The following is a 25,043-nucleotide window of genomic DNA, read 5'->3' on the forward strand; positions in this document are numbered from 1 at the left end:
CCGGCGGCGCGCCGCCGCGCACCGACGTCCCCCCGGGCCGTCCCGCGCCGCCACCCCGGTGCTGCTGGCCAGGATGGCCTCCGACCGGCTGTCCGTGATGACGGAGGCCGCCGCCGAGTACGGCGACGCGGTGCGACTGCCGCTCGGCCCGAAGACCCTGTACTTCTTCAACCACCCCGACCACGTCCGCCGGGTGCTCACCGACAACAGCGCCAACTACCACAAGGGCATCGGCCTGGTGCACGCCCGGCGTGCCCTCGGTGACGGCCTGCTGACCAGCGAGGGCGAACTGTGGCGCGCCCAGCGCAAGGTGATCCAGCCGGTCTTCCAGGCCCGCCGGATCTCCCGGCAGGCCGAGGTGATCGCCGAGGAGGCGGCGCTGCTCGCCGAGCGGCTGCGCCGCATCGCGGGCACCGGGCCGGTCGACATGCGGCAGGAGATGACCTCGCTCACCCTGGGCGTCCTCGGCCGCTCCCTGCTGGACGCCGACCTCGGCGCCTACGAGTCGATCGGCGACGCCTTCGAGATCGTCCAGGACCAGGCCATCTTCGAGATGATGAGCCTGAGTTCGGTGCCCTCGTGGGTGCCGCTGCCGCTCCAGTTGCGCTTCCGCAGGGCCCGCGCCGAGCTCGACCGGATCGTCGCCGACCTCGCCGAGGAACGCGAGCGCCGGCCCGCCTCCGACGGCACCCGCGACGACGTGCTGTCCCGGCTCGTCGACGCCACCGCCGGCGAGCGCGACCCGGTGGCGCGGCGGGCCAGGATGCGCGACGAACTGGTCACCCTGCTGCTGGCCGGCCACGACACCACCGCCAGCACCCTCGGCTGGACGCTGTACCTGCTCGACCGGCACCCGGAGGTCGGCGACCGGGTCCGCGCCGAGGTGGACGAGGTGCTCGGCGACCGGCTGCCGACCTTCGAGGACATGCACCGGCTCAGCTACACCTCGATGGTCCTGCAGGAGGTGATGCGCCTGTACCCGGCCGTGTGGCTGCTGCCCCGCAAGGCGCTCGCCGCGGACGAGATCGGCGGCTACCGGGTGCCGGCCGGCGCCGACGTCGTGCTCTGCCCGTACACCCTGCACCGGCACCCCGAGTTCTGGGAGCACCCGGACCGCTTCGACCCGGAGCGCTTCGCCAAGGGCCGTGCGGCGGGCCGCCACCGCTACGCCTACATCCCGTTCGGCGCGGGCCCCCGGGTCTGCGTCGGCAGCGGCCTCGGCATGCTGGAGGCCACCGTGGTGCTCGCCGTCCTGCTGCGCCGGCTGCGGCTGTCGGTGCCGGCCGGGCACCGGGTGCGGGCCGAGCCGATGCTGACCCTGCGGATCAGGGGCGGCCTGCCGATGACCGTCCGGGCGCGCGACTGAGTCAACAGCACGAAGAGGCCCGGACCGTGAGCGGTCCGGGCCTCTTCGTGCCGTCGGTTCCGTGCCGGGGAACAGCCGGACGCCCGGCCGGGAGGTTCCCGGCCGGGCGTCGCTGTCGTGTGCCAGGCGCGCCGTCAGCCGGCGAGCCTGGCGAATCCGCCTCCGTGGTACAGCAACGGATCCCCGCCGGCCGATCGGCCTGCCCCCAGGACCGTGCCGACGAAGATGGTGTGATCACCTCCCTCGTGGACGTCGCCGAGCCGGCACTCCAGCCACGCCTGGACGTCGTCCAGGACGGGCGCTCCGGTGTAGTGGCCGCGCCGGTGGCCGATGCCCTCGAACTCCCGCAGCCCGCGCGGGCGCCGGCTGTCGGCGAAGTGCCGCGCCACCCACTCCTGGTCGCGGGCGAGCACCGACACCGCGAACGATCCCTCGGCCAGCACGGTCGCGTGGATCGCCGCCGACTTCACCACGCACACCAGCACCTGCGCGGGCTCCAGCGAGACGGACGTGAACGAGTTGGCCGTCATCCCGCACGGGACGTCGCGCCCGGCGGTGAGGACGGTCACCCCGGTGGCGAAGCGCCCCAGCACCCCGCGCAGCGCCCGGGGGTCGCCCAGGTCGGCCTCGGGTGCGTGTGCGGGCAGCGGAGGCAGGTCGAGCGCGCCGGGCAGCGGCGCGGAGGCGGACGGGAACGAGGACATGGCGATCACCCCACGGTGGTGGTGCCGGTCAGGGAGGGCGCCGTCGCGGTGACGGCGTAGGGCTCCAGGGCGAGCCGCAGCGGCTCGGGCACCCTGGTCGGTCTGGTGTCGGTGTTGGGGCCGCGCATGCACGCCACCCGCTGCTGGCCGCGCGCGACCAGGTACTCCGCGCCGTCCGCGGCCAGCCGCACGTAGTCGAAGGTGAAGGCGACCTGGGTCTGGGTGAGGTCGGCGAGCCGCATCCGGATCGACAGCTCGTCGAACGCGGTGATCTCGGCGAAGAACTCGCAGTCCACCTTGAGGGTGAACAGCTTGAGGTCGGCGCGGACGTCGGCGAGCACCTCGGGGGCCTTCTCCAGCAGGAACATCTCCCGGCAACGGCCCTGCCAGCGCAGGTAGTTGACGTAGTAGACGTTGCCGACCAGGTTGGTCTCCTCGAAGCCCACCAGGTGGCGGTACTCGAAGTAGTCGGACACGGTCATCGGGCTCCTCCCGTCAGGACGGTGAAGGCCACCGGGTCGGCGACGCCGTCCAGGGCCGTCACGAAGCTCACGATCCGGTGCGTGCCGCCGTTCAGCGCCGCCCAGCCCGCCGGGAGCCCGGAGGCGTCCCCGAGGCTGAGGCCCGCCACCGCGTGGCCCGCCTTGCGCAGCGTCTCCACCGCGCCCCACACCCGGGTGGCGGCGGTGCCGTACGGCTCGCCGCGTTCGGCGGACAGCAGGGCGGCCAGCGCCGAGCCGTCCGGGCCGAGCAGGCCGTCCCACTCCTCGACGGTCCGTTCGACGGCGGCCTCGACGTCGCAGGCGACGGTCTCGTCGGCGACCACCGTGAAGGTGACGCCCGCCGCGTGCGAGGAGGAGATCCGCCGGCCGTCGGCGAGTTCGGGCCGGCCGTCGGGGCGGTGGTGCACCTCGGTGGTCCGGCCGAGCGCCCAGCTCGCGGCCTCGGCGGTGCGCCGGCGCCGGTCGGCGACCGACTCCCCGGAGCCCTCGCCGCCGGGCAGCACCACGCACCGCACCGGGTGGCCGAGCGCCGCCTCCACGCGCCGCTCCAGGAACGGGCCGAGCAGCGCGGGCAGCCAGGGGCCGGAGCCGTCCTGCTTGCGCACCGCCCGCAGCAGCAGGCCCTCCCACTGTTCGACCGGCAGGCCTGCCTCGTCGCGGATCTCCAGGTCCCACAGGTAGCTGTCGCCGTCCCGGGAGCGCTCGCGGGCGTCCAGGAACAGCCGGCGGCCGTCGCGCGCGGCGGCGGCGTCGGCCAGGTGCAGCCGCTCCACGCTGACCGGCAGCAGGGTCGCCTCGGGGACGCACGCCTGGATGGTGTGCATCATCGCGTCACGGGTGCCCGGGTCGGCGAGCAGCAGCTCGCCCGGGTGGAAGCCGGCGAACCAGTCGGTGCGCGGCGTGTCGTCGATCTCGACCAGGCAGTGCTTGGCCGCCAGGTCCCGGTAGCCGAGCAGCCGCTGGAAGCGGTCGCCCTGGAACAGCACCGGGCCGTACAGCTCGCCGGGCGTCAGCGGGACGGTCGGCACCTCGTCGGTGACGGGGGCGGGGTCGGCCGCGGACCGCTCGGCGCCGAAGCGCAGGGTGGCCCGGAAGTGGTCGGCCTGGAAGCCGGTCTCGCCGCTGCGCAGCACCGCCCGGACGGTGTCGGGGCCGGTGGCGAGGACGGCGACCCGCAGGGCGGTGGCGCCGGTGACGGGGACGACGATGGGCCGCAGGAACTCCATGCCCTCCAGCACCGGCGTGTCCTGACGGCCGGTCAGGGCGGTCGCGGCCTGCGTCATGGCCTCCATGCCGAGGACCGCGGGGAAGAGCAGGTCGCCGTCGAGGAGGTGGTCGGGCAGGTAGCGGTCGCCGCCGCCGGTGAGTTCGGCGTCCACCACCAGCTCGATGCCGGGGTAGTGCACCTGCGGGCGCTCCAGGAAGCGCAGCAGCGGCAGTTCGCGCCGCTCCAGGGCGATGGTGGGCAGTCCGCCGGCCCGGCCCATCACGACCAGCGCGGGGGCGGTGGCGGGGGTGGCGAGCAGGCGGCCGAGCAGGGCGACGCCGTCGTCGGCGGGGATCGGTTCGATGCCCTCGCGGACCAGCGCCTCCAGCACGCCGAGCCGCTCGCCCATGCCCGCGCCCGACCAGACCGACCACTCCAGGGCCAGGCAGCGGCAGTCCGGGTAGTCCTGCTGGAAGCGGACGGTCAGTTCGGTGAGCCAGTCGTTGGCGGTGGCGTAGTCGGCCTCGCCGCGCAGGCCGGCCCGGCCGATGATGCTGCCGAAGGTGACGAACAGGCGCAGCGCGGCCGGGTCGACGGCGGCGAGGACGGCCTCCACGCCGTCGATCTTGGTGGCGAGGGTGCGGCGGAACGACGCCTCGTCGAGGGTCGCGAGGGCCTGCGGCTCGTTGCGGCCGGCGCCGTGCAGGACGCCGGTGACGGTGCCGAGTTCGCGGGTGATCTCGGCGACGGCGGCCTTGACCTGGTCGGCGGAGGTGACGTCGGCGCGGGCGTAGTGGACCCGGACGCCCGCGGCGGCCATCCGGGCGAGGTTGTCGGCGAGTTCGGTGTCGCGGGCGGGGTCGGAGCGGCCCAGCAGGCCGATCGCGGTGCCGTTGGCCCGGGCGAGGGCGAGGGCGCACTCGGCGGTGATGCCCTTGCCGCCGCCGGTGACCAGCAGCACGTCCTGCGGGCCGAGGGCCTGGTGGTCGGGGTCGACGGGGAGGTCGACGGCGCGCAGCACCGGGACGCGGCGGGTGCCGTCGGCGTCGTAGTGGACTTCGCTGAACGCGGTGGTGGCGGCGGCGTCGGCGGCGATGCGCCGGGCGATCCGCTCGGCGTCGTCGGCCGGCAGGTCGTCGGTGACGGGCAGGGTGACGACGGTGACGGGGATGTCGGGGGCCTCCAGGTGCAGGGTCTTGGCGAGGCCGGCCGCGCCCCGGCGGTCGCCGACCGCGACCAGGCGGGTGCCGGCGGAGCGGCGGGCGGGGTCGAGGGCGGCGCGGGCGGCGTCCAGCATCAGGCCGAGGTGGCGCTGGTCGCAGTCGCGGGGCAGGGCGAGCAGGACGCCGTCGCCGGGGCCGGTGGCCGTGAGGGCCTCGGCGAGCGGGCCGGCCAGCGGGTGCCGGTCGGTGGCGAAGACCTCCCAGTGGCCGCCGGGTCCGGCGGCGGGGGCGGACGGGGCGGTCTCGGTCAGGTCGACCTCGAACGGGCGCACCCAGGGCGCCACTCCGGGCGCGGCGGCCGGCTGGCGGCCGGCGTCCGGCGACTGCTCCGCCAACTCGTCCAGCAGTTCGGCGAGTTGGCCGAGGGTGGAGGTGGCGAAGGCGGTGGTGACCATGGGGGCGACGATGCCGAGTTCCTGGGCGGCCTGGTTCATGATCTGGCCGACCGTGATGGAGCTCAGGTGCAGTTCGTCGAGCGGGTTGGCGGACGGGTCGACGGTTTCGACCGGCAGTTCGGCCCGTTCGGCGGCCAGCCGGATCAGCACCTCCAGGCTGGAGGCGCCCTCCCCCGCAAGGGCGGCCGCGGGGCCGGCCTCGGCGGTGACGGCCTTGCGCGGAACGGTCTGCTCCAGCACGAATTCCTCGCCGCCGACCTCGCAGGGGCTGGCGAAGAACCGGAACTGCTTGTCGAGCGGCAGGGGCCGGGTGAAGCGGTCCGCGAACAGCTGCTCGTGCCGGACCGGCGCGCCCATCGTCCAGGCGGCGGCGACGGCGCCGAGCAGCCCGCCCAGCGAGGTCGCGTCGGCCTCGGTGGCGACGGCGGGCACGGCGGGCAGGATCTCGCCGGCCAGCGACTTGAGGATCTGCCCGGGGCCGACCTCGATCAGCAGGTCGACCTGTCCGGCCATCGCCTGCAGCGCCTCGGTGAAGCGCACCGGCTGGACGACCTGGCGGGTCAGCAGGTCCACCACGTCGGTGTCCGCGGGCAGCAGGCCGCCGGTGACGGTGGAGACCAGGCCCTCGCCGACCGGCGCGAAGGCCTCCTGGGCGAGGTGGTCGGCGAGGCCGGCCGCGGCGGGCGCGACGGCCGGGGAGTGGAAGGCGTGCGAGACGCGGACCCGGCCCACGCCGACGCCCTGGCGTTCGGCGAGCGCGCAGACCCGTTCGACCGCGTCCGCCGGGCCCGAGACCACCGTCTGGCCGGGGCTGTTGTAGCCGGCGATGACGACCGGCTCGCCGACGATCAGCGCCTCGGCGAGCGCCGGGGTGGTGGCGAGGGCGGCCATCGCGCCGCCGCCGTCACTGGCGGTCGCCATGATCCGGCCGCGGGCGGCGGCCGCGCGCAGCACCGTCTCCTCGTCCATGGCGCCCGCCCAGTGCAGGGCCGTGAGTTCGCCGAGGCTGTGGCCGGTGGCGCGGGCGGCCTCGATACCGAGCGTCTCCAGCACCCGCAGGCCCGCCACCGAGGCGGCGACGATGCGGGGCTGGGCGACGTCGGTGGCGACCTGGTCGCCGTCGACGGGCAGGCCGAGCCGGGCGTACAGCTCCTCGACGGCGGCGAAGCGGCGGCGCAGCGCCCCGCCGTCGCCGCGCCGGCCGGCGCCCTGGCCGGGGAACAGGTAGCCGATCCGGGGGGCGCGGCCGGCGCTGCCGAGGTAGATGCCCTGGGCGGTGCCGATGGCGGAGCGGGCGCCGGAGTCGAGCAGCGCGGTCAGCGCGGCGAAGCGCTCGACGGCCTGGTCGGGCGAGGCCGCCAGCACGGCGGCGCGCAGCGGCCGGTCGGCCAGGTCGCGTTCCAACGTGGCGGCGAGGTCGCCGAGTTCGGCGTACGACAGCTGGGCGCAGAACTCGCCGAGCCGGGTCGCCTTGGCGCGCAGTTCGTCCGGGTCGGCGCCGTCCAGCAGGAACAGTTCGACGTCCTGCCGGGAGGCGACCAGGCGGTGCGCGACGGTGGGCACGGCGGTGCGCAGGACGCCGTCGGCGTGCTCGACGACGACGTGCGCGTTGATGCCGCCGAAGCCCATGGAGGAGATGCCGGCCCGGATCGGCGCGCCGTCGGGCCACAGTTCGGCGCGGTCGGGGACGCGCACCGCCGGTGCGGGGCCGGTGAGTTCCGGGTGCGGGTCGACGTGGCTGGTGGCGGGCGGGATGACCTGGTGGCGGACCGCGAGGATCGCCTTGAGCAGCCCGGCGACGCCGGCGGCGGCCTTGGTGTGGCCGAAGTTGCCCTTGACGGTGCTGAGCGCGGCGGGCGTCTCGGCGCCGGCCGCCCGGCGGGCCTCGGAGAAGGCGCGCAGTTCGGTGGCGTCGCCGACGGCGGTGCCGGTGCCGTGGCCCTCGAAGTAGCCGACCGTCTCGATGCCGAAGCCCGCCGCGCGGTAGGCGCGGGCCAGGGCGAGCCGGTGGCCGCTGGCCTCGGGGCGGGTGATGCCGCCCTTGCCGTCGGAGGAGTAGCCCCAGCCGGGGATGGTGGCGTAGCGGAACCGGCCCTGGGCGCGGGCGTCCTCGTCGCGCATCAGGACGACCATGCCGCAGCCCTCGCCGGGCCAGAAGCCGTTGGAGCCCTTGTCGTAGACCCGCATCTCGCCGGTGGCGAGCGCCCCGGTCTTGGCGAAGCCGATGACCTCGAACGGGTCGATGCTGAGGTCGACGCCGCCGGCCACCGCGACGTCCATCCGGCCGTCGATCAGCGCGTCGCAGGCGGTGGAGACGGACAGCAGCGAGGAGGAGCAGGCGCCGTCGACGGTGAAGCCGCCGCCCTTGAAGTCGAAGTGGTTGCAGATCCGGCCGGCGATGGTGTTGGCCAGGCCGCCGGCCAGGGTGTCCTCGCCGATCGGCGGGAACGCGCTCTTGTAGCGGCCCTCCAGGCCGTCCAGGAAATCGCCCAACTGCGCGTCGTCCCAGCCCTGTTCGCGCAGGGCGGCGCCGACGGTGCGGCGCACGTACGGCCAGCGCAGGCGCATCAGGTTGGCGCGGCTGAACTCGCCGGTGAGGGTGTTGCCGATGACGACGCCGGTGTTGGCGTCCTCCAGGCCCTCGCCGAACGGGAAGCCGGCGTCCTCCAGGGCGCGGGCGGCGGTGTCCAGGGCCAGCCAGTGCGTCATGTCGGTGGCGCGGAAGGTGCTGCCGGCGACGCGGTGGCGGACCCGGTCGAACTCGAAGCCCTCGATGACGGCGGCCTTGGCGCTGTAGAAGCGGTCCGGGGCGGCCGGGTCGGGCGAGTAGTAGTCCTCGGCGCGCATCCGGACGTCGGGGAGCTTGCGGAACGCCCGGCGGCCGGCCAGCACGTTCTGCCACAGCTGTTCGGGGGACTCGGCGTCGGGGTAGCGGCAGGCCATGCCGACCACCGCGATCCGTCCGCGGCCGGTCGGCTCCTCGCCGTCCCGGGCCGGTCGGAGCTGTCGGTCCGTCACGCCGCCACCGCCTCGTTGCCCATGGGCCGCCCGGGGGCCGCCGCCTCTCCGGTCGGGCCGGCGAGGACGCCGTCGGCCTGCTTGCGCTTGTTCAGGAAGTGCGCGACCCACCAGCCGGCGCCGCGCAGGCCGCAGACCAGGGTGGTGGCGAAGAACAGGGTGTAGACCACGTTGAAGAGCATCAGCACGCCGTAGGCCATGGCCACCGAGGCGCCGAACATGAACTGGTTGCGGCCCTTGCTGGGCGTGGTGCCCGGGTCGGTGATCATGTAGTTGGTGTAGAGCACGAACGCGACGCCGCTCATCGGGCCGAGTGCGGAGAAGATCGCCACGTCCCAGATCCAGTGCCGCAGCAGCGCCTGGATGACGAAGCCGCCGAGCCAGCCGACGATCAGCGGGACGCGCTTGGTCAGCATGGCGTTGATGACGGTGCCGGCGGTGGTGATGATCAGCGGGATGCCGATCCGGAAGAAGGTGTTGGCGTTCTCGGTGAACTCGTACGGCGGGGCGATGCTGACCCACGAGCCGAACATCACCAGCGCCATCGTGATGCCGAAGTTCGACGGGTTCATGAAGTGCCGCATCCGGCCGTACACCGGGGCCTGCAGGGCGTGCTTGGCGGCGACGCCGATGAACACGGCGAGCAGGATCGGCAGCAGCCGGTCGTTCGCGTAGAGCAGCATGTTCGCGGCGAGGGCGGTGATGTGGGACGGCAGCAGGAACTCGTACAGGCCGCGGGCGCCGTTGCCGCGGAAGCGCGGGGTGCGATCCTGCGCCCAGGCGCTGACCATCTCCAGGACGATCTCGACGACGTAGGCGAACGGCGCGCAGATCAGCGGCCACAGCCAGGGCTGCTCGAAGCCCAGCAGGGTGTAGCCGAAGATGTTGAAGACGGACATCGAGAGGGCGAAGTTGCGCAGCGCCAGGTAGCGCGGGTCGCGGTTGGGCTGCCTCTTCTTCGGGGCGGCGTGCGGGCGGACGGCGGCGGTGGCCGCACCGGAGATGTCGGTCGCGGTCATCGGGCCGCCACCTCCTTGATGTCGTCGGTCAGCATGAGGGTGTGGGTGCCGGCGGTCAGCTGCTGGGTCTTGGTGTGCATGACGCCGGAGGCGTCGCGCCAGCAGAGGTCGGCGGTGACGGGGCCGCTCTGGTCGCCGAGGCCGAAGCGGACCTCGAAGCTGCGGTAGCCGCCGTGGCCGCCGCCGCCGTCGAGCTGGGCGATCTGCTTCTTGCCGTCGGGGGTGGTGACGGTGACGGTGGCGCCGTAGGCGGGCGAGCCGGTGTTGGCCAGGTTCTGGCCGGCGGTGGAGCCGGTGGCGGGCCGGAACAGGTTCAGCGTCAGGTGGTGGCCGAGCGCCGGGGCCTGGTTGGCGTAGAAGGCCGGCGGTCCCCACTGGCGGGCGATGGCGAAGTCGAGGGCGCCGCTGCCGGTGGTGTCGGCGGTGGCGATGCCGCGGGTCGGGATCGGCACGTCGAGGCCGAGCTGCTTGCTGATGTTGGCGAACTTGCCGTTGGCGGTGCGGGCGTAGAAGGCCATCGTCTCGTCGCCGGCCAGGTCGTCGCCGGGGCCGACGTTCGGCCAGATCTTCGGGTTCGACAGCAGGTCGTCGTTGGTCATGGCCATCTCCTGCAGCCACGGCCAGCGGTCGATGTCGCCCTTGACGAAGCCGTCGGCCTGCAGGATGTTCTGCTTGCCGTTGTTGAGGAAGTCGCCCATCTTGGCGTCCCAGCCCCAGCCGGTCCAGGCGACGCCCTGGTCGGCGGCCTCCTGGGTGAACGGGGCGATGCCGGCGGAGAGCTTCTTCTTCATGTCGGCCTGGTCCTTGGCCTGGTTGATCCAGAGGAAGTTGCTCTCCTCCAGGCCCCACGCCACGGTGATGTTGCTGACCATCATGTCGAAGCTGCCGTTGCCGTCCACGTCGCCGAAGTCGACGCCCATGCCCTTGAACGAGCCCTTGCCGAGCACGAAGGACTTCGGGGTGGTGGCGGTGCGCTCGCCGGTGGCCTCCTCGAAGCGGATCCGGCCCGGGGTGGAGACGTTGTGCAGCAGGTGCGCGTGGCCGAAGTCGTTGGCGATGTAGATGTCCGGCACTCCGGAGCCGGTCAGGTCGGCGCCGGCGATGGCCAGCGTCCAGCCGGTGGAGGCGTCGAACGGGATGGCGTCCTTCTCCTCGACGAACCGGGCGTCCGGCTCGTTGCCGGTCGCGGAGTCGTGGAAGCGCAGCACGTGGTCGCCGCCGGCGTTCTTCGCGCTGGACAGCGAGTCGTTCATCTGGACGTTGCGGATGCCCTGCGGGTCGAGCACGTCCGAGTCGGGGAAGTAGTTGCCGATGATGATCGACGGGTGGCCGCTGCCGTCCAGGTCGCCGACGTACGCGGCGTCGGTGTTCCAGCGCGGTCCGTGGTAGCGGCCGTCCAGGCTCTCCGAGGCGACCAACTCGCGTGGCACGTAGGAGTCGTGGCTCGGCGTGGCGGCGTCCGCCTTGGCCATGAACAGCACCGGGGTGCGGCCCCAGTAGGTGACCAGGAAGTCGGTGCGGCCGTCGCCGTTGAAGTCGCCGGGCGTGCAGCCGGTGGGCGCCATGGTGTCGTCCATCGGCAGCGGCTTGCCGTCCAGGACGAACGGCGTGAACCGGTCGGCCTCGGGGGCGGTCGGCGTCCAGGAGACGATCACCGAGTCGGTGCGGGTGTCGACGATGCACATGCCGTCGGCGCGGCCGTGGCCGGTGACGTCGTTGATGGCGATGCTGGCGCCGACCGAGGAGATCCAGGCGCGGATCTTCTCGTAGGCCGGGTTCACCTTGCGGATCGTGTTCATCGGCCGCGACTCGTAGCCCGGCGGCATCGCGATCGGCATCTCCTTGAATTTGTACGCCGCGGCTGCATCGTCACCGCCCGCGACCGCCACCGAGGAACGGATGACGAAGAACATCGAGGCAGCCACCAAAATGGTGACCAACCCGGGTACTAGTCTGCGGAATCGTCGTTGTTGCGACATTCCAATTCCCTCCCGTGGGCGACGATGAAAAGGGCGTCCGAGGCCGGTCCGAACGAATTCGTCGGCTATCCGCCATGCGGACCTGACACTTGAGGATGTCCGCCCTCCGCAAAGTGTGCTTCTCTGACGTTGCCAGGGTTCGAACGGCGGACCGGGCGCGGTACACGGAATATCCCGGACGGCCGGTCGGGCACTCTCGGAGAAGACCCGGCGCGGATGCGCTGTGAAACTCGGGTGAGATCGGCCCCTTCGAATCCCCCGTCTGGCGAGGTAATCCATGGTGCACACGTATGACGTGATAGTCGTCGGGTCCGGCTCGGCCGGCGCGACCCTGGCGGCCCGGTTGAGCGAGGACCCGGGCCGTTCCGTGCTCCTCGTCGAGGCGGGCCCCGACTTTCCCGATCCGGCCGACATTCCGCGCGAGATCGTCAACGGCAACGCGATGTCGATGCACGCGCACGACTGGCGGTTCCGCGCCGAGATCCTGGACGGCCGGCGGATCATCTTCCCGCGCGGGAAGATCACCGGCGGCTCCTCCGCGGTCGGCGCGACGATCGCGCTGCGCGGCGTCCCGGAGAACTTCGACCGGTGGGCCGCGGGCGGCAACCCGGCGTGGACGTACCAGCAGGTCCTGCCGTACTACCGGCGCCTGGAGGACGACCAGAACTTCACCGACGAGTACCACGGCAACAGCGGCCCGGTGCCGATCCGCCGGGTCCGGACGCAGGACATGTCGCCGATGGAGATCGCCTTCACCGAGGCCAGCCTGGCCGCCGGATTCCCCGAGATCACCGACCACAACCACCCCGAGGCGACCGGCATCGGCCCGATCCCGTCCAACCGCCGCGACGGCCTGCGGGTCTCCACCGCGATGGCGTACCTGACCCCCGACGTACGCTCCCGCCCCAACCTGACGGTCGTCGGGGACACCCTGGTGCACGAGGTGCTGTTCGAGGGCGATCGGGCCGTCGGCGTGCTGGCCGGCCCGGCCGGCCGGGTGCCGGAGGAGCTCCGCGCGCACCGCGTGGTGCTGTCCGCCGGCGCGGTCAACTCGCCCACGCTGCTGATGCGTTCGGGCATCGGCCCGGCCGACGACCTGACCCGCCTGGGCATCCGGGTGCGGCTCGACCGCCCCGGCGTCGGCGCCCACCTGCAGGACCACCCGCGCACCGGCGTCTTCCTGCGCCCCAAGGAGGGCATGCCCACCGACGTGCCGTTCCTGCAGGCGATGGTGCGGACCACCTCCAAGGGCTCCGCCGACTTCAACGACATGCAGTACTACATGGTCAACCACTTCGACCTGACGCTCTTCCCCGAGCTGCAGATGCTCGCCCAGGCCCCGATGATCTTCGGTGTGATGGTGGTCGACCAGCAGCCCGAGTCGGTCGGCCGGCTCCGCCTGACCTCCACCGACCCGGCCGCCGGGCCCGACATCCAGCTGGACTTCCTCTCCACCGAACGCGACCTGGAGAAGATGGTCGAGGGCGTGCGCACCTGCTGGGAGCTGGCCAACCACCCCGGCATCGCCTCCCAGGGCGACGGCTTCATCGTGCTGAGCGACCGGCTGATCGAGAAGGACGCGATGGTCGAGCAGTACGTCCGCACCAGCCTCGACAGCGGCTACCACCCGGTCGGCACGGCCCGGATGGGCGCCGCCGACGACGCCGGCTCGGTCGTCGACCAGCGGCTGCGGGTGCACGGCACCGAGGGCCTGTACGTGGCCGACGCCTCGATCATGCCGCAGATCGTCAACTGCAACACCAACCTGACCTCGATCATGATCGGCGAGCGGCTGGCGGACTGGCTGCGCGCCGAGTGACCCCCCTGCGCCCGTGACGACGGCCGCCCCGGTGCCCCGCGCACCGCGGCGGCCGTCGCCGTTCCCGGCCTCCCGGCCTCCCGGCCTGCGGGGTCTCCCGGCCGGCCGGCTCCCCCGCGGAAGTCAGGGCAATTTGGGAGACGAGCGGAGGGCCCCATTCCTGCCACCATGGGAAAAACCCCGCCGCCTCCTGCCCGGGACGGAATTCCGCGCTTTCCCCGCCGGAATTCCGAGCACATTCCCGCAGGACGGCGGCACCGTCGAATGGGAGGGCGAGCACCATGACCGATCCGAACGTGCTGAGCACGGTCCGCGTCCCGCTGATCGAGGAGGACCAGGCCGAGGGCCGCACGAAGGAGCTGTACGACGCGATCAAGTCGCGGATGGGCATCCCCTTCGTTCCCGACATGTTCCGGCTGGTCTCCAGCCGCCCCGACCTGCTGGAAGTGGTGATCACCGGCTACGGCGGCGTCTTCAACGACGGCGTGCTGCCCCGCGCGACCCGCGAGATGATCTCCGCCTGGAGTTCCAAGGTCAACGGCTGCCCCTACTGCGTCGGCACCCACAACTGGTTCCTCGCCCAGTTCGGCGGCCCGCAGGAGCTGACCGACGCGATCCAGAACTCCGGCTCCGTCGAGGAGCTGCCGATCGACGAGCGCACCAAGGTGCTGATGCGCCTGGTCACCAAGGTCGGCACCGGCGCGTTCCGGATCACCGACGAGGACTGGGCCGCCACCGAGGAGGCCGGCTGGAGCAACGAGGAGATGCTGGAGGCGGTCTTCACCGCCGCCCTGTTCGCCTTCATCAACCGCCTGGTGGACGGCCTGGGCCTCGGCAACTCGGTGACCCGCAGCCGGATCGCCTCCCAGCCGGAGGACGCCACCGTCTCCGCCGAGCGCCTGGCGGAGGGCACGTGAGCGGGCGCTCGCGCGCGATCCTGCTGACCGGCGCCTCCTCCAGCACCGGCAAGTCCTCCGGGACCGGCCGGGCCGCGGCACTGCGGCTGCACCGGGCCGGCTGGCCGGTGTACGCCACCGCCCGCCGCCCCGAGGCGCTGGCCGACCTCGCCGCCGAGGGCATCCGGGTGCTGCACCTGGACGTCAACGACGAGGAGTCGATGACCGCCGCCGTGGAGAAGATCACCGCCGAGCACGGCGCGGTCGGCACCCTGATCAACAACGCGGCGTACAGCCTCAACGGCACCATCGGCGAGACCCCGTTGGACGAGGTGCGCAGCCAGTTCGAGACCAACCTGTTCGGGCTGTGCCGGCTGACCCAGCTGGTGCTGCCCGGCATGCGGGAGCAGGGCGGCGGCCGGATCGTCATGATGTCGTCGATCTTCGGCCAGTTCGCCACCCCCGGACGCGGCTACTACCAGGCCACCAAGCACGCCCTGGAGGCGGTCAGCGACTCGCTGCGGCTGGAGGTGGCCCGGGACGGCATCAAGGTGGTGCTGATCGAGCCGTCGCCGGTGCTCGGCGGGTTCGTGCCGATGTCGGTCGCCGACCTCGGCATGACCGGGCAGGAACGGACCGGCCTGTACGACGACTTCTGGAAGTATTTCGTCGACTGGCACGGCGCCTACCGGGAGACCGAGAACCCCACCGGCCGGGGCCGGATGGCGGTGCGCGCGGAGACCGTGGCGAAGGTGATCGAGAAGGCCGTGGCCAGCGAACACCCGCGGATCCGCTACCGGATCGGGGTGCCGTCCCGGCTGCTGCCGCGGATGCGCTGGACCATCGGCGACGCGCTGTTCGAGCGCTTCGTCCGGGCGTTCTTCCCGATCCCGTAGGCCTCCCGGGCCCCGGTTCCGCGCTTCGGCGTCCGTGAGCCGGGGCACACCTCCGCAAGGACGAAGAAGGACGCGCCCGCTCCGAATGTCACGATCGGGTGTAGCACCGGCGCACGCCGCCGACGAGCCGAGGGAGATCGCGCGAATGCCTGCGGGGGACGGAAGACGGACGCATCGCGGCGGCCCTCGGGCCCGGGCCGGGGCCGGGGCCGAGTCGTGAGCGCCGCACGGCGGCTCGTCCAGGCGCCCCTGCGGGGGCTGTCCCTGCTCCAGGTCCGGCACGTCGGGACGGTGTCGTTCGGCGCGGCGGCCGGCGACACCGCGCGGGTCTACCGCGAACTGGAGCGGGACTTCGGGGTGCTGGCCCCGCCGGTGGTGCTGCACGCCCCCGTCCCCGCGCTGCTCGCCGCGTGCTGGACGGTCCTGCGCGAGACGATGCTGGCCGAGGGGCGCGCCCCCCGGGCGGCGAAGGAGGCGGTGGCGGCCGCCGTCTCGGCAAGCAACCGGTGCCCGTTCTGCATCACCGTGCACAGCGGCATGCTCGACTCGCTGTCGGCACGGCCGATCTCCCGCCGCCGGACCGAAAGCAGGCCCGCCACCGAGGAGTTGACGGCGTGGGTGCGCGACGGCGGCAAGCCGCCGTTCCCGCCCGAGCTGCTCCCCGAGCTGGCCGGGACGGCGCTCTGCCTGCAGTACCTCAACCGCATGGTCAACATCTTCCTCGGCCCGATGCCGCTCCCGCCGAACGCCCCCGCGCAGGCGCTGGGGCCGGTGCTGCGGGTGCTGGTCGGCCTGATGCGCTCCTCCGCCGGGACGGGCACCGCCCCGGGCACCTCGCTGTCCCTGCTGCCGCCCGCCGAACTGCCGTCCGACCTGGACTGGGCCGCCGCCGACCCGCGGATCGCCGACACGCTGGCCCGCGCCGCGGCGGCCGTCGACCGGACCGGCGCCGAACTGCTGCCCGCCCCGGTCCGCGAGCCGGTGGCCGCCGCGGTGGCCCGCTGGGACGGCGCCGACCCCGGCCTCGGCCGGGCCTGGCTGGACGAGCCGCTGACGGCGCTGCCACCCGAGCAGCGCCCGCTCGCCGAGCTGGCGCTGCTCACCGCGCTGGCCTCCTACCGGGTCGACGAGCGGGTGATCGCCGCCGCCCGGCAGGCCGGCGCCGACGACCGGCAGATCCTCGCGGCCTGCGCCTGGGCGAGCCTGCTGGCCGCCCGGCGGCGGGTCGGGCAGCTGCTGTCCGACCACTGAACTCCGGCGCCCGCCGGCCCCGGCCACTTCGGCGGGGGCCGGTCGGCGTTCCGGCGCATTTCCCGTTCCGTTTTCTCCTCCGCACGTCGAAAGACGCGGATCCACCGATGTACACACGCTCCCGCTTTCGTCTCCGGAAATAGGCACATCCCCAGCCGAGGGAGAAAGGTCACAGCCCTCGGAATCCTCCGGAGGGCTGTCACCGATTCATCGACGAACTTGGAGATTCGCTGTGCAGATCGCCGTCGAACGCGCCATCGAGACCATGTGGAACAGATACGAGGAGCCGCTCTCGCTCGACGAGATAGCGAATACGGCGATCCTCAGCAAGTTCTACTTCTCCCGGGTGTTCCGAAATCTCACCGGGACCTCTCCGGGCCGATTCCTCTCCGCCGTCCGCCTGCACCAGGCGAAGACCATGCTGCTGGAGACCGATTTCAGCGTCACCGAGATCTCCTACCGCGTCGGGTACAACAGCCTCGGCACCTTCACCAGCCGCTTCACCCGGTCCGTCAGCCTCTCCCCCGCCCGCTACCGGACCCTCGCGCGGGCCGGCCTGACCGAGCGCACCGGTGCCGCGCACGACGGCCGCCGCACCTGTTCGGTGAGCGGCAGCATCCGCACGCCAGACACCGGCTGTCCGGTGCGGATCTACATCGGCGCGTTCCGTGAACCCATCGTGCAGGGCCGCCCGGTCGCCTGCGAAATCCTCGACGGCTCCGGCCAGTTCACGCTGCGCGTCCCCGAGGGCGTGTGGTTCGTCCGGGCGGCCGTGGTCGCCGCGAGCGACTTCCCCGCCCCGCCGTGGGAGCGGCGTCCGCTGCTGGTCGCCTCCGGGCCGGAGCTCAGCGTGCGCCACGGCCACGACCTGCCGCCCATCCGGCTGACCGCCCGTCCGCTGACCGCGCTGGACCTGCCGATCCTGCTGGCCCTGCCCGGGCTCGACTCCCCGCAGCGGCCCGCCCCGGAGGCGGCCGCGGTGCGCGTCCCCTCGTTGAGCGGCGCGTGAGGGGCCCGCGCAGGACGAACGGGCGGGACCGCTGACCGGCGGTTCCGCCCGTTCGTCGTTTCCGGTGCTCAGCGTCCGAGGACCGGCTCCACCTCTGCGGCGGGCGGCGCGAACGGGCCCCAGGCGAACGCCTGCGCCCAGCGGTCGGCCGGTTCGCCGGACCACTCCAGGCCCTCGATCTGCGGGCGGGTGCGGCGGCCGGTCAGCGACCGGAACACGTCCACCGCCGGCCCGCGGACCGTCGCCGCGGGCGCGCCCTCGCCGACCACCCAGCTCTGCCCTGGGGTCTCGATCCGCAGCGCCGGCAGCCCGCCGCCGTTCACCGCCAGGCCGAAGCCGATCGTGGACAGGTCGAGCGCGCCCTCGAACCCGGGGTGCGCGGTCGGCTCCACCGGCAGGTCCAGGCCCAGCCGCAGGTCGATCTCGTGCGAGACCACGTCCAGCAGCATGATCCGCCGCCGCAGCTCCGGGCTGCGCTCCAGCGCGGCGGGCAGCTCGGCGTCCAATTCGGCCCAGCGGTCGAGCAGTTCGGCCGCCGGGACGCCGGACAGCGGCACCAGGTCGATCTGGCTGTCCTCCAGGGCGACGAAGGACTGGCAGATGTGCACCAGGTGTCCGAGCAGGTCCCGGACGCTCCAGTCCGGGCAGGCCGGCACGGTGACGGCGGCCGGGTCGGGCAGCGCGGCCGCCAGGGTGGATATCGCCTCCCGGCTGCGCCGGTAGGCGGCGAGCTGTTCGGCCGGGTCGTGCTGGTCGGGTGCCGCTGTCACGTTCGTCTCCTCGGGGTCCGGAGTGCGGCTCGGTGCCGCCGTCATCGGGTGGTGCGCTCGGCCGCGCGGCCGATCTGCCGCTGCGTCAGGAATCCCGCACGGTACAGCCAGTGGGCGGTTTCGGCCATCGTCTCCTCGACCGGACGGGGCGCGGGGCCGCCCGCGGTGGCGGCCTTCGCGACGGGCACGGCGTGGACGCAGGTGTAGGCGGCGCCGTACTCGGCCGGGATGTGCCAGGGCCAGCCGCGCTGCAGGACGTCGGCGAGGCGGGCGGCGGGCAGCATGGCCCGGCCGGGGAGCCGGGCGGCGGGCAGCGCGCGGCCGGTGGCGGCGCGCAGCGCCGTCAGGTAGTCGGCGGTGGAGAGCCAGTGGTTGGGGGCGAAGATCCGGTCGGGGGTGTCGGCGGCGGGCGCGGTGGCGAGGCCGGCCAGCACGGCGGCGGTGTCGCGGACGTCGCCGAGCGGGAAGCCGCCGGTGGGCCAGAGCGGCATCAGGCCGCGCAGCGCGTCGCGCAGCCGCCCGGTCTGGTCGCCGAGCCGGGGGTCGTGCGGGCCGAGCAGCGCCGGCGGGTAGACGATGCGCACCGGCGCGCCCTCGTGCCGGTGCTGCCGGGCGACGTGTTCGCAGGCGGCCTTGCTGGCGAGGTACGGCTCGGCGGGCCGGCCGACGGCGCTGTCGGCGTGCAGCTCCGGGTCGGCGCTGGGGATCAGCGCGCCGACCGTCGACACGTGCACCACCGTGCCGGCGCCGGAGCGGACGGCGGCCCGCAGCACCGTCTCGGTGCCGAGCACGTTGGTGCGGGCGATGTCCTCGCGGCGGCGGCGGTCGAAGGAGTACACCGATCCGAGGTGCAGCACGGCGTCGGCGCCCTGGCAGACCCGGCGCGCGGCGTCGGCGTCGGTGACGTCGCCGACGACCGTCCGGACGGCGTCGGGGTCGAGGCCGAGCGGGGCGAGGGCGGGCGCGACCCGGGCCGGGTCGCGGACCAGCAGCCGCACCCGGGCCCCGGCGGCGAGCAGCGCGGCGACGGTGTGCGCGCCGAGGAAGCCGGTGCCGCCGGTGACGGCGACGACGGGGGCGGTCCGGCCGGCGTGGGCGGCGGGGCCGGCGTGGGCGGCGGGGCCGACGGGGTCGGCGGGGGCGTTCACGCCCGGTCCTGCGAGTGCTCGGCGTCCGTGCGGCGTTCGGCGTCCACCTGGACGTCCTTGGCGAAGGACGCCATCAGCACGGGGACGGCCTCGGCCTGGAAGTCGACCTCGGAGTCGAACTCCTTGATCATGCCTTCCAGCACCAGCAGCGACAGCAGCGGGAAGGCGAACTCCGATGCGGCGAACACCCCGTGGTCGCGCTGGAGCTGGAACAGGCGGGGGGCGAACGCGCCGAGTTCGAAGTCCTTGGAGAGCGCCCCGAACGCCTCGTCCACCAGCTCCGTCACGGCGGTCCGGAAGGCCTCCCGGTCGAGGTTCTCGGGCAGTCGGGCGGCGCTTTCGAGGACGATGTCGGCGCACTTGGGGCCGTTGCCCTGCGCCATGTTGAGGAAGAAGCCGGCGAAGGAGCGCCGGACGGCGTCGGGCAGCCGGACCACGAACCCGGCGTCGAGGACGACGACCCGGCCCTTGCCGTCCAGGCAGAGGTTGCCGGGGTGCAGGTCGCAGTGGACCAGGCCGTCGACGAAGAGCATCCGGTAGACGGCCCGCAGCACGTCGCGGACCACTTCGCGGCGGCGCTCCATGGTCATGCCGAGCGGCCGGAAACGGCCCAGGTCGGAGACGAACTCCATGGTGAGCACCTGGGGCCCGCACAGGCCGTCGACGGGGGCGGGGATGCGCAGGTCGGTGTGGTCGGCGAGGTTGGCGCGCAGCAGCAGCAGCGAGTCGCGTTCGGCAATGAAGTCGAGCTGGTGCAGGACGGCGCCGCCGAGTTGGCCGATCATCTCCTCGGCGGGCAGGTCGCGCATGCTCGGCAGCACCCGTCCGGCGCGGGCGCCGAGCAGGGCGAGCCGCAGGTCGGCCTCCAGCACCGGGCGGATGCCGTGGCGCTGGACCTTGACGGCGACCTCGGTGCCGTCGGCGAGCCGGGCACGGTGGACGCTGGCGATGCTGCCGCAGGCGACCGGCTCCCACTCGAACTCGGCGAAGGCGTCGGCAAGTCCGGCCTCGGCGAGGGTGCGGGCGACATCGGCGCGGCTCGGCGGGCGGACGTCGTCGGCGAGTTCGGCGAGCGCGTCGCACACGTGTGCGGGGAGCAGGTCGCGGCGGGTGCTGACCAGCTGCCCGGCCTTGACGAAGAACGGGCCGAGCGCGGTCAGCAGCCGCGGCGCGCGGTGGGCCAGCCGGGCCCGGCCGCCTCGGGTTCCCAGGTGCGGTAGGGCGGCTATCAGGTGTCCGGTGACGATGGCCGCGGTGGTGCAGGCCCGACGGGCCAGCAGCCACCCACTCGTGCGGTGTTCCGGCACGGTACCTCCAGGTCCCTCGTGGCGGTCGGGCCCGAACCGGCCCGACAGCGAGGAAACCAGGCCGCCGACCGGCCCATCTATACGCGATATTGCCCAATGCGCCGGGGCGGCGGTCCGGGCCGGCCGGCGTAGGTCTGCGCGATGCCCAGCCAGTGGTCGGCGACCGCGCCGACGGCGGTCAGCGCGAGGTCGTCGCGGTGCCGGCGGCGGGTGACGAGCAGGCAGAAGTCCGCGGCGGGGCCGGAGATCCGCTGCTCGGCGTCCTCCGGGCCGAACGCCCAGGCGACGCCGGACGGGCCGGTCAGCTCGAACCGGAACGGCTCGGCGGGCGGTTCCAGGCCGCGGACCTGGTACGCGAGGTCCCGGGTGCGGGTGCCGAGGTAGGCGATGTGGCCGATCCGGTCGGTGAGGTCGGCCGGGACGCCCAGGGCGTCGCGGATGTCCTGGCCGTGGGCGAACAGCTCCGTCAGCGCGCCCGCGGCGAGCACGCTCGCGGGCAGCGGGCCGGCCAGCCAGGGCACCTCCTCGCGCCGGGGCGTCGCGGCGAGACCCTTCTCCGCGGCGGCGCGCCACTCGGCCCAGTGCCGCAGCAACTCCGGGACGGGCTCGGCGAGGTGGGCGGCGAGCAGGGTGGTCAGGCCGGCGTCCAGGTCGTCGCGGACGGGAGCGGTCTCGGCCGTGAACGCGGCCGGCTCGCACACGGCGAGGTCGATCAGGCGGGCGACCAGCGCCAGGTGTGCCACCTGGTGCCGGACCGTCCAGCCCGCGGCCGGGGTCGGCTCGGACCACTGCCCGGGCGACAGTCCGGCCACCAGCCGGGCCAGTTCGGAGCCTTCTGCGGCCAGGTCGACGCAGACGTCCTGCATTGCGGTCATGTCGGCATTCCCTTCCCCGGTGAGGCGTGTTCAATCCGGTTCCGCGTCCATTTTCCGAACGCGTCACCGGCGTGTGCTTCTCCATGCGTGCCGCCCCGTTCCGGGCCCCGGACATTCAGGGACGTACGGGTCTGCGCCACAGATGGCCGAGTTCCGACACTGTGGACCACACCGCAATCCAGAAGGTGCGAGAGTCCCCCTTTGGCAAAACGATGTGTCTTGCCCCACATCCGTCCGGTCGAGCCCCGCGGCAGGGCCCGCACCGGGCCGGAGCGGCCGGGGCGCGACCTCACGAAGACCAGAGCCGAACCACGGATCCACGGCAAGCGAGACACCAACGAGCCCAGGCGGGGAGATCCGAATGCCGATTGCGGCGGCGATTGAGCGCAGCATTGACGTCATGTGGCAGCACCACGCGAACCCGATTTCCCTGGAGCAGTTGGCCGAAATTGCCGCCTACAGTAAATTCCATTACTGCCGCATGTTCAATCAGCTGACCGGTACATCACCCGGGCGTTTCCTCACGGCAATCCGAATTTACATGGCGAAGCGGCACCTGCTGGAGACCCCGGACAGCGTCACCGACATCACCTACCGGGTCGGCTACAACAGCCTGGGCACGTTCACCAGCCGTTTCACCCGCAGCGTCGGGGTCTCGCCGACCCGCTACCGCTCGCTGGCGCAGGGCGACGACCTGCCGCAGCTCACCCCGCCGGCCGCCCGGAGCTGCCACGGTCTGTCGGTCGTCACCGGGCAGCTGTACTTCCCGCCGTCCGAGGTCGGCCCGGTCCGGGTGTACGTGGGCGCGTTCAACACGCCGATCGTGGAGGGCTACCCGCAGGCCTGCGACGTCCTGGACGAGGCCCGCCCGTTCCGGCTCCAGGTGCCAGACGGCCTGTGGTTCATCCGGGCCGCCGCCGTGGCCACCGAGGACGACTCCCCCGGGCAGCTGCTGATCCGCCCGCCCAGGCTGGTCGGTTCGGGCTGGGCGGTGCGGGCCCGCGGCGGCCGGGCGTACAGCACGGACGTGCAGCTGCGCGACGTGACGGCGCTCGACCTGCCGATCCTTTTGGCATTGCCGGAACTCGACGGAGCGAGACGCATCCCGCAGGCCGCGACTCGCTAGAAATCCTCCAGAATGACCCGCTCCGCCCTTTTCCCGCGCCGACCACTCGGTCACCGCGCGACCACTCTGCGGACACAACCGGAATCCCCGGCGCGGTTTCGGCGCACCCGGAGCGGGTGCGCCGCGCGAACGCCCGGCCGCTGCCGGTAGAACGTGCCCGATGTGACGATTGCCTGTCAGGTGGTGTGCACAAGGAACCGTCGCTCGTGGACGGACTGCCGGGTCGCGGAACGCCCGGTCAGTTCAGCCCGTCGAGCGCGGCCAGCACGTCGGCCGGCTCGGCCCGCGTGATGTAGTCCGGGTCGACGAAGGCCCAACGGATCGTGCCTGCACGGTCGATGACGTACGTCGCCGGGATCGGCAGGGTGCGCGGGTGGCCGGCGTGGTAGCGGTCCAGGTCGATGCCCATCCGGGTGTAGACGGCGGCGAGCGCGTCCGGCACGTCGAAGGCCAGGCCGTACTGCTTCGCCGTGTCGCAGCCGGGGTCGCTGAGCACGTCGAAGGCCAGTTCGTGCTTCTCCGCGAGGGTCAGCGAGTCGTCCGGGTTCTGCGGCGAGACGGCGACCAGGCGGGCGCCGCGGGCGGTGACGGCCTCGTGGTGCTCCCCCAGGGAGCGCAGCGCGATGTTGCAGTACGGGCACCAGGCGCCGCGGTAGAAGGTGAGCACCACCGGCCCGTCCGCGAGGAGTTCGGCCAAATCGACGCTGCGGCCGGCGGCCGAGCGCAGGGTGAAACCGGGGGCCCGGTCGCCGACGGTCAGGGCCCGCTCGGCCCGACCGGAATCGGCCAGCTCCTGAGCGGCTTCCTGCATCACGGCGCGGACGTCGGCGGGGATCTGCTCGCGGCGGCTGTCGTAGAAGGCGCGCAGCTCGGCGTTGACGCTCATGGGTCTCCTCCTGTGGCACATCCTGGAACGGTCATTCCAAGATAGTGGTGCCGGTGCTCCTCCGGTCAAGACCGGCGCGGGATATCTTGGAATCATCGGTCCAAGAAGGGGGTGGCGAGGATGCCGGACGTCAAGCACTTCGATCCGGACGCGGCGCTGGACACCGCGATGCGGCTGTTCTGGCGGCAGGGCGCGGCCTCCACCGGCGTCCAGGACGTCGTGGCGGCCACCGGCCTCAGCCGCTCCAGCCTGTACGCGACGTTCGGCGGCAAGCAGGAGCTGTACCGCGCGGCCCTGGAACGCTACGCCCACGGCCGGTCGCAGCTGCTGCTCGGCCCGCTGGAGGAGGACGGGCGCGGCCTGCCCGCCGTCCACGCGTTCTTCGCCCGGCTGATCGACACCCGCTGCACCGGCGAGTTCGCCCGCTGGGGCTGCATGGTCTCCAACGCCCACGCGGGCGCCGAGAACGCCGACCCGGCCGTCCGCGCCGTCCTGGAGCGCCAGCACCGACGCCTGCGCGCCGCCCTGCACACCGCCCTTCTCGCGGCCCGGCGGAACGGTCAACTCGCCGACGACGCCGACCCGGAGACCGCCGCGGACGTGCTGGCCCTGCTCGCCCACGGCGTCAACCTCCGCTCCCGCGCCGGCGCGGACCCCGGCCGCCTGCGCGCCACCGTCACGGCGGCGATCACGGCGCTGACCGGCGGCGGGTGATCCGTCGCGGGATCGGCCGTCGCGGGATCGGCCGTCGCGGGATCAGCCGAGGTGGGATCAGCCGAGGCGGGATCAGCCGAGGCGGGTGGCGATGTCGGCGAGGAGTTCGGGTTCGGACGGCGTGAGGTAGAAGTGGCCGCCGGGGAACCACCGGTGGTCGAAGCGACCGGGGGCCGTGAGTTCGGACCAGGCGTGGACGCCGGCCGGGGTGCAGTCGGGGTCGGTGGCGCCGGCGTAGGCGGTGATGGGGGTGCGGAGGGGCCGGGGGTCGCGAGGGAGGTAGGTCTCGATCAGGCGGTAGTCGGCGCGGAGGGCGGGGAGGGTGAGTTCGCGCAGCTCGGGGTCCTCGTAGACCGACACGCCGGGGCCGCCGTGGCGGCGGACCGCGTCGATCAGGGCCTCGTCGTCGCGGGTGTGCCGGTCGGACGGGGCGGCCCGGTGCGGGGCGACGCGGCCGGAGGCGAGGAGGCGGGTGGGGGCGTGGCCGCGGTCCTCCAGCCGGAGCGCGATCTCGTAGGCGACGGCGGAGCCCATGCTGTGGCCGAACAGCGCCAACGGCCGGTCCAGGTACGGGTCCAGGGCGGCGTGGATGTCGGCGGCGAGAGTGGGCAGGTCGGGGGCGAACGGGTCCAGCAGGCGGCTCTGTCGGCCCGGGTAGCGGACGGCCAGCACTTCGACGTCGTCGGGCAGCAGCCGGGGCCAGCCCTGGAAGAACGTGGCGGCTCCCCCGGCATGCGGCAGGCAGAGCAGCCGGAGCCTGGGCGGCCGGGCCCGCCGGTGCACCTGGAACCAGACATCCGCGGCGGCGCCCGTGCTCGTCACTGACTGCGGGCGGGGGCGGTCGGTCTCGCGAGAGGTCGTCATCTGGGCTCCTGGTCTCGGGTGTCGGTGCGCCGGCCGGTCCACGCCTCCGCGACGGACCCGATTCGGCA

19 protein-coding genes are annotated in these 25,043 nt (G+C 73.4%); 8 read left to right on the plus strand and 11 right to left on the minus strand.

The genetic code is table 11. The features are described 5' to 3' along the window. The first annotated feature begins 73 nt into the window (after positions 1–73). Positions 74–1,366, plus strand: coding sequence for a cytochrome P450 (locus tag AMK19_RS17825; protein ID WP_083647028.1), 1,293 nt, complete (start codon positions 74–76; stop codon positions 1,364–1,366). Positions 1,367–1,500: 134 nt separating this feature from the next. Here the strand turns inward: AMK19_RS17825 and AMK19_RS17830 are convergent, their stop codons facing one another. The 5 genes from AMK19_RS17830 to AMK19_RS17850 are packed head-to-tail and all read right to left on the minus strand — an operon-like array spanning position 1,501 to position 11,348. Then, positions 1,501–2,070, minus strand: a complete 570-nt coding sequence (locus AMK19_RS17830; protein ID WP_083646960.1) for a flavin reductase family protein — start codon at positions 2,068–2,070, stop codon at positions 1,501–1,503. Positions 2,071–2,075: 5 nt separating this feature from the next. Next, positions 2,076–2,546, minus strand: a complete 471-nt coding sequence (locus AMK19_RS17835) for an acyl-CoA thioesterase (protein ID WP_073813063.1) — start codon at positions 2,544–2,546, stop codon at positions 2,076–2,078. 2 nt (positions 2,547–2,548) lie between these two features. Continuing rightward, on the minus strand, positions 2,549–8,416 hold the full coding sequence (locus AMK19_RS17840; RefSeq protein WP_073812821.1) for a type I polyketide synthase: 5,868 nt from the start codon (positions 8,414–8,416) through the stop codon (positions 2,549–2,551). Then, entirely contained in the window at positions 8,413–9,435 is a 1,023-nt protein-coding gene (locus tag AMK19_RS17845; protein ID WP_073812823.1) for an enediyne biosynthesis protein, read from the minus strand. Before AMK19_RS17845 ends, AMK19_RS17840 begins: the two co-directional genes overlap by 4 nt. Then, positions 9,432–11,348, minus strand: a complete 1,917-nt coding sequence (locus AMK19_RS17850) for an ASPIC/UnbV domain-containing protein (protein WP_241844456.1) — start codon at positions 11,346–11,348, stop codon at positions 9,432–9,434. Before AMK19_RS17850 ends, AMK19_RS17845 begins: the two co-directional genes overlap by 4 nt. A 343-nt stretch (positions 11,349–11,691) precedes the next feature. On the opposite strand from AMK19_RS17850, the gene AMK19_RS17855 reads away from it, so the two are divergent. From AMK19_RS17855 to AMK19_RS17875, 5 genes are all read left to right on the plus strand, one after another. Next, positions 11,692–13,233 (plus strand): GMC family oxidoreductase, encoded by a 1,542-nt coding sequence (locus AMK19_RS17855; RefSeq protein ID WP_073812826.1) that lies wholly within the window; start codon positions 11,692–11,694, stop codon positions 13,231–13,233. 281 nt (positions 13,234–13,514) lie between these two features. After that, positions 13,515–14,150, plus strand: a complete 636-nt coding sequence (locus AMK19_RS17860) for a carboxymuconolactone decarboxylase family protein (protein ID WP_073812828.1) — start codon at positions 13,515–13,517, stop codon at positions 14,148–14,150. Beyond that, positions 14,147–15,025, plus strand: a complete 879-nt coding sequence (locus AMK19_RS17865) for an SDR family NAD(P)-dependent oxidoreductase (RefSeq protein WP_073812829.1) — start codon at positions 14,147–14,149, stop codon at positions 15,023–15,025. The genes AMK19_RS17860 and AMK19_RS17865 overlap by 4 nt, the downstream gene beginning before the upstream one ends. Positions 15,026–15,241: 216 nt before the next feature. Then, positions 15,242–16,276: a carboxymuconolactone decarboxylase family protein gene (locus AMK19_RS17870; protein WP_073812831.1), complete on the plus strand. Its 1,035-nt coding sequence runs from the start codon at positions 15,242–15,244 to the stop codon at positions 16,274–16,276. A gap of 232 nt (positions 16,277–16,508) precedes the next feature. Next, complete coding sequence (locus AMK19_RS17875; RefSeq protein WP_073812832.1) at positions 16,509–17,285, plus strand: helix-turn-helix transcriptional regulator; 777 nt, start codon at positions 16,509–16,511, stop codon at positions 17,283–17,285. A gap of 68 nt (positions 17,286–17,353) precedes the next feature. On the opposite strand, the gene AMK19_RS17880 is transcribed toward AMK19_RS17875, so the two are convergent. From AMK19_RS17880 to AMK19_RS17895, 4 genes are all read right to left on the minus strand, one after another. Further along, on the minus strand, positions 17,354–18,055 hold the full coding sequence (locus tag AMK19_RS17880) for a maleylpyruvate isomerase family mycothiol-dependent enzyme (protein WP_073812834.1): 702 nt from the start codon (positions 18,053–18,055) through the stop codon (positions 17,354–17,356). Between the two features lie 41 nt (positions 18,056–18,096). Continuing rightward, on the minus strand, positions 18,097–19,203 hold the full coding sequence (locus AMK19_RS17885; RefSeq protein WP_083646964.1) for an SDR family NAD(P)-dependent oxidoreductase: 1,107 nt from the start codon (positions 19,201–19,203) through the stop codon (positions 18,097–18,099). Then, positions 19,200–20,510: an ABC1 kinase family protein gene (locus AMK19_RS17890; RefSeq protein ID WP_073812835.1), complete on the minus strand. Its 1,311-nt coding sequence runs from the start codon at positions 20,508–20,510 to the stop codon at positions 19,200–19,202. Before AMK19_RS17890 ends, AMK19_RS17885 begins: the two co-directional genes overlap by 4 nt. 77 nt (positions 20,511–20,587) lie before the next feature. Beyond that, a complete protein-coding gene (locus AMK19_RS17895; protein WP_073812837.1) occupies positions 20,588–21,385 on the minus strand; it encodes a TIGR03084 family metal-binding protein in 798 nt (265 codons plus the stop codon). Between the two features lie 400 nt (positions 21,386–21,785). Here AMK19_RS17895 and AMK19_RS17900 point away from each other — a divergent pair, with 400 nt between their 5' ends. Next, on the plus strand, positions 21,786–22,511 hold the full coding sequence (locus AMK19_RS17900) for a helix-turn-helix transcriptional regulator (protein WP_274536980.1): 726 nt from the start codon (positions 21,786–21,788) through the stop codon (positions 22,509–22,511). A gap of 238 nt (positions 22,512–22,749) precedes the next feature. Here AMK19_RS17900 and AMK19_RS17905 read toward each other — a convergent pair whose 3' ends face one another. Then, positions 22,750–23,397 carry a peroxiredoxin-like family protein gene (locus tag AMK19_RS17905; protein WP_073812839.1) on the minus strand — a complete coding sequence of 216 codons (648 nt, stop codon included), beginning with the start codon at positions 23,395–23,397 and terminating at the stop codon, positions 22,750–22,752. Positions 23,398–23,517: 120 nt separating this feature from the next. Between AMK19_RS17905 and AMK19_RS17910 the strand changes: the two genes are divergently transcribed. Then, positions 23,518–24,111, plus strand: coding sequence for a TetR/AcrR family transcriptional regulator (locus tag AMK19_RS17910; protein WP_073812840.1), 594 nt, complete (start codon positions 23,518–23,520; stop codon positions 24,109–24,111). 72 nt (positions 24,112–24,183) lie between these two features. Here the strand turns inward: AMK19_RS17910 and AMK19_RS17915 are convergent, their stop codons facing one another. Next, on the minus strand, positions 24,184–24,975 hold the full coding sequence (locus tag AMK19_RS17915; protein WP_083646966.1) for a thioesterase II family protein: 792 nt from the start codon (positions 24,973–24,975) through the stop codon (positions 24,184–24,186). Between the last annotated feature and the right edge of the window lie 68 nt (positions 24,976–25,043).

The sequence above is a fragment of the Kitasatospora sp. CB01950 genome (assembly GCF_001905465.1).
Taxonomy (GTDB): Bacteria; Actinomycetota; Actinomycetes; order Streptomycetales; family Streptomycetaceae; genus Kitasatospora.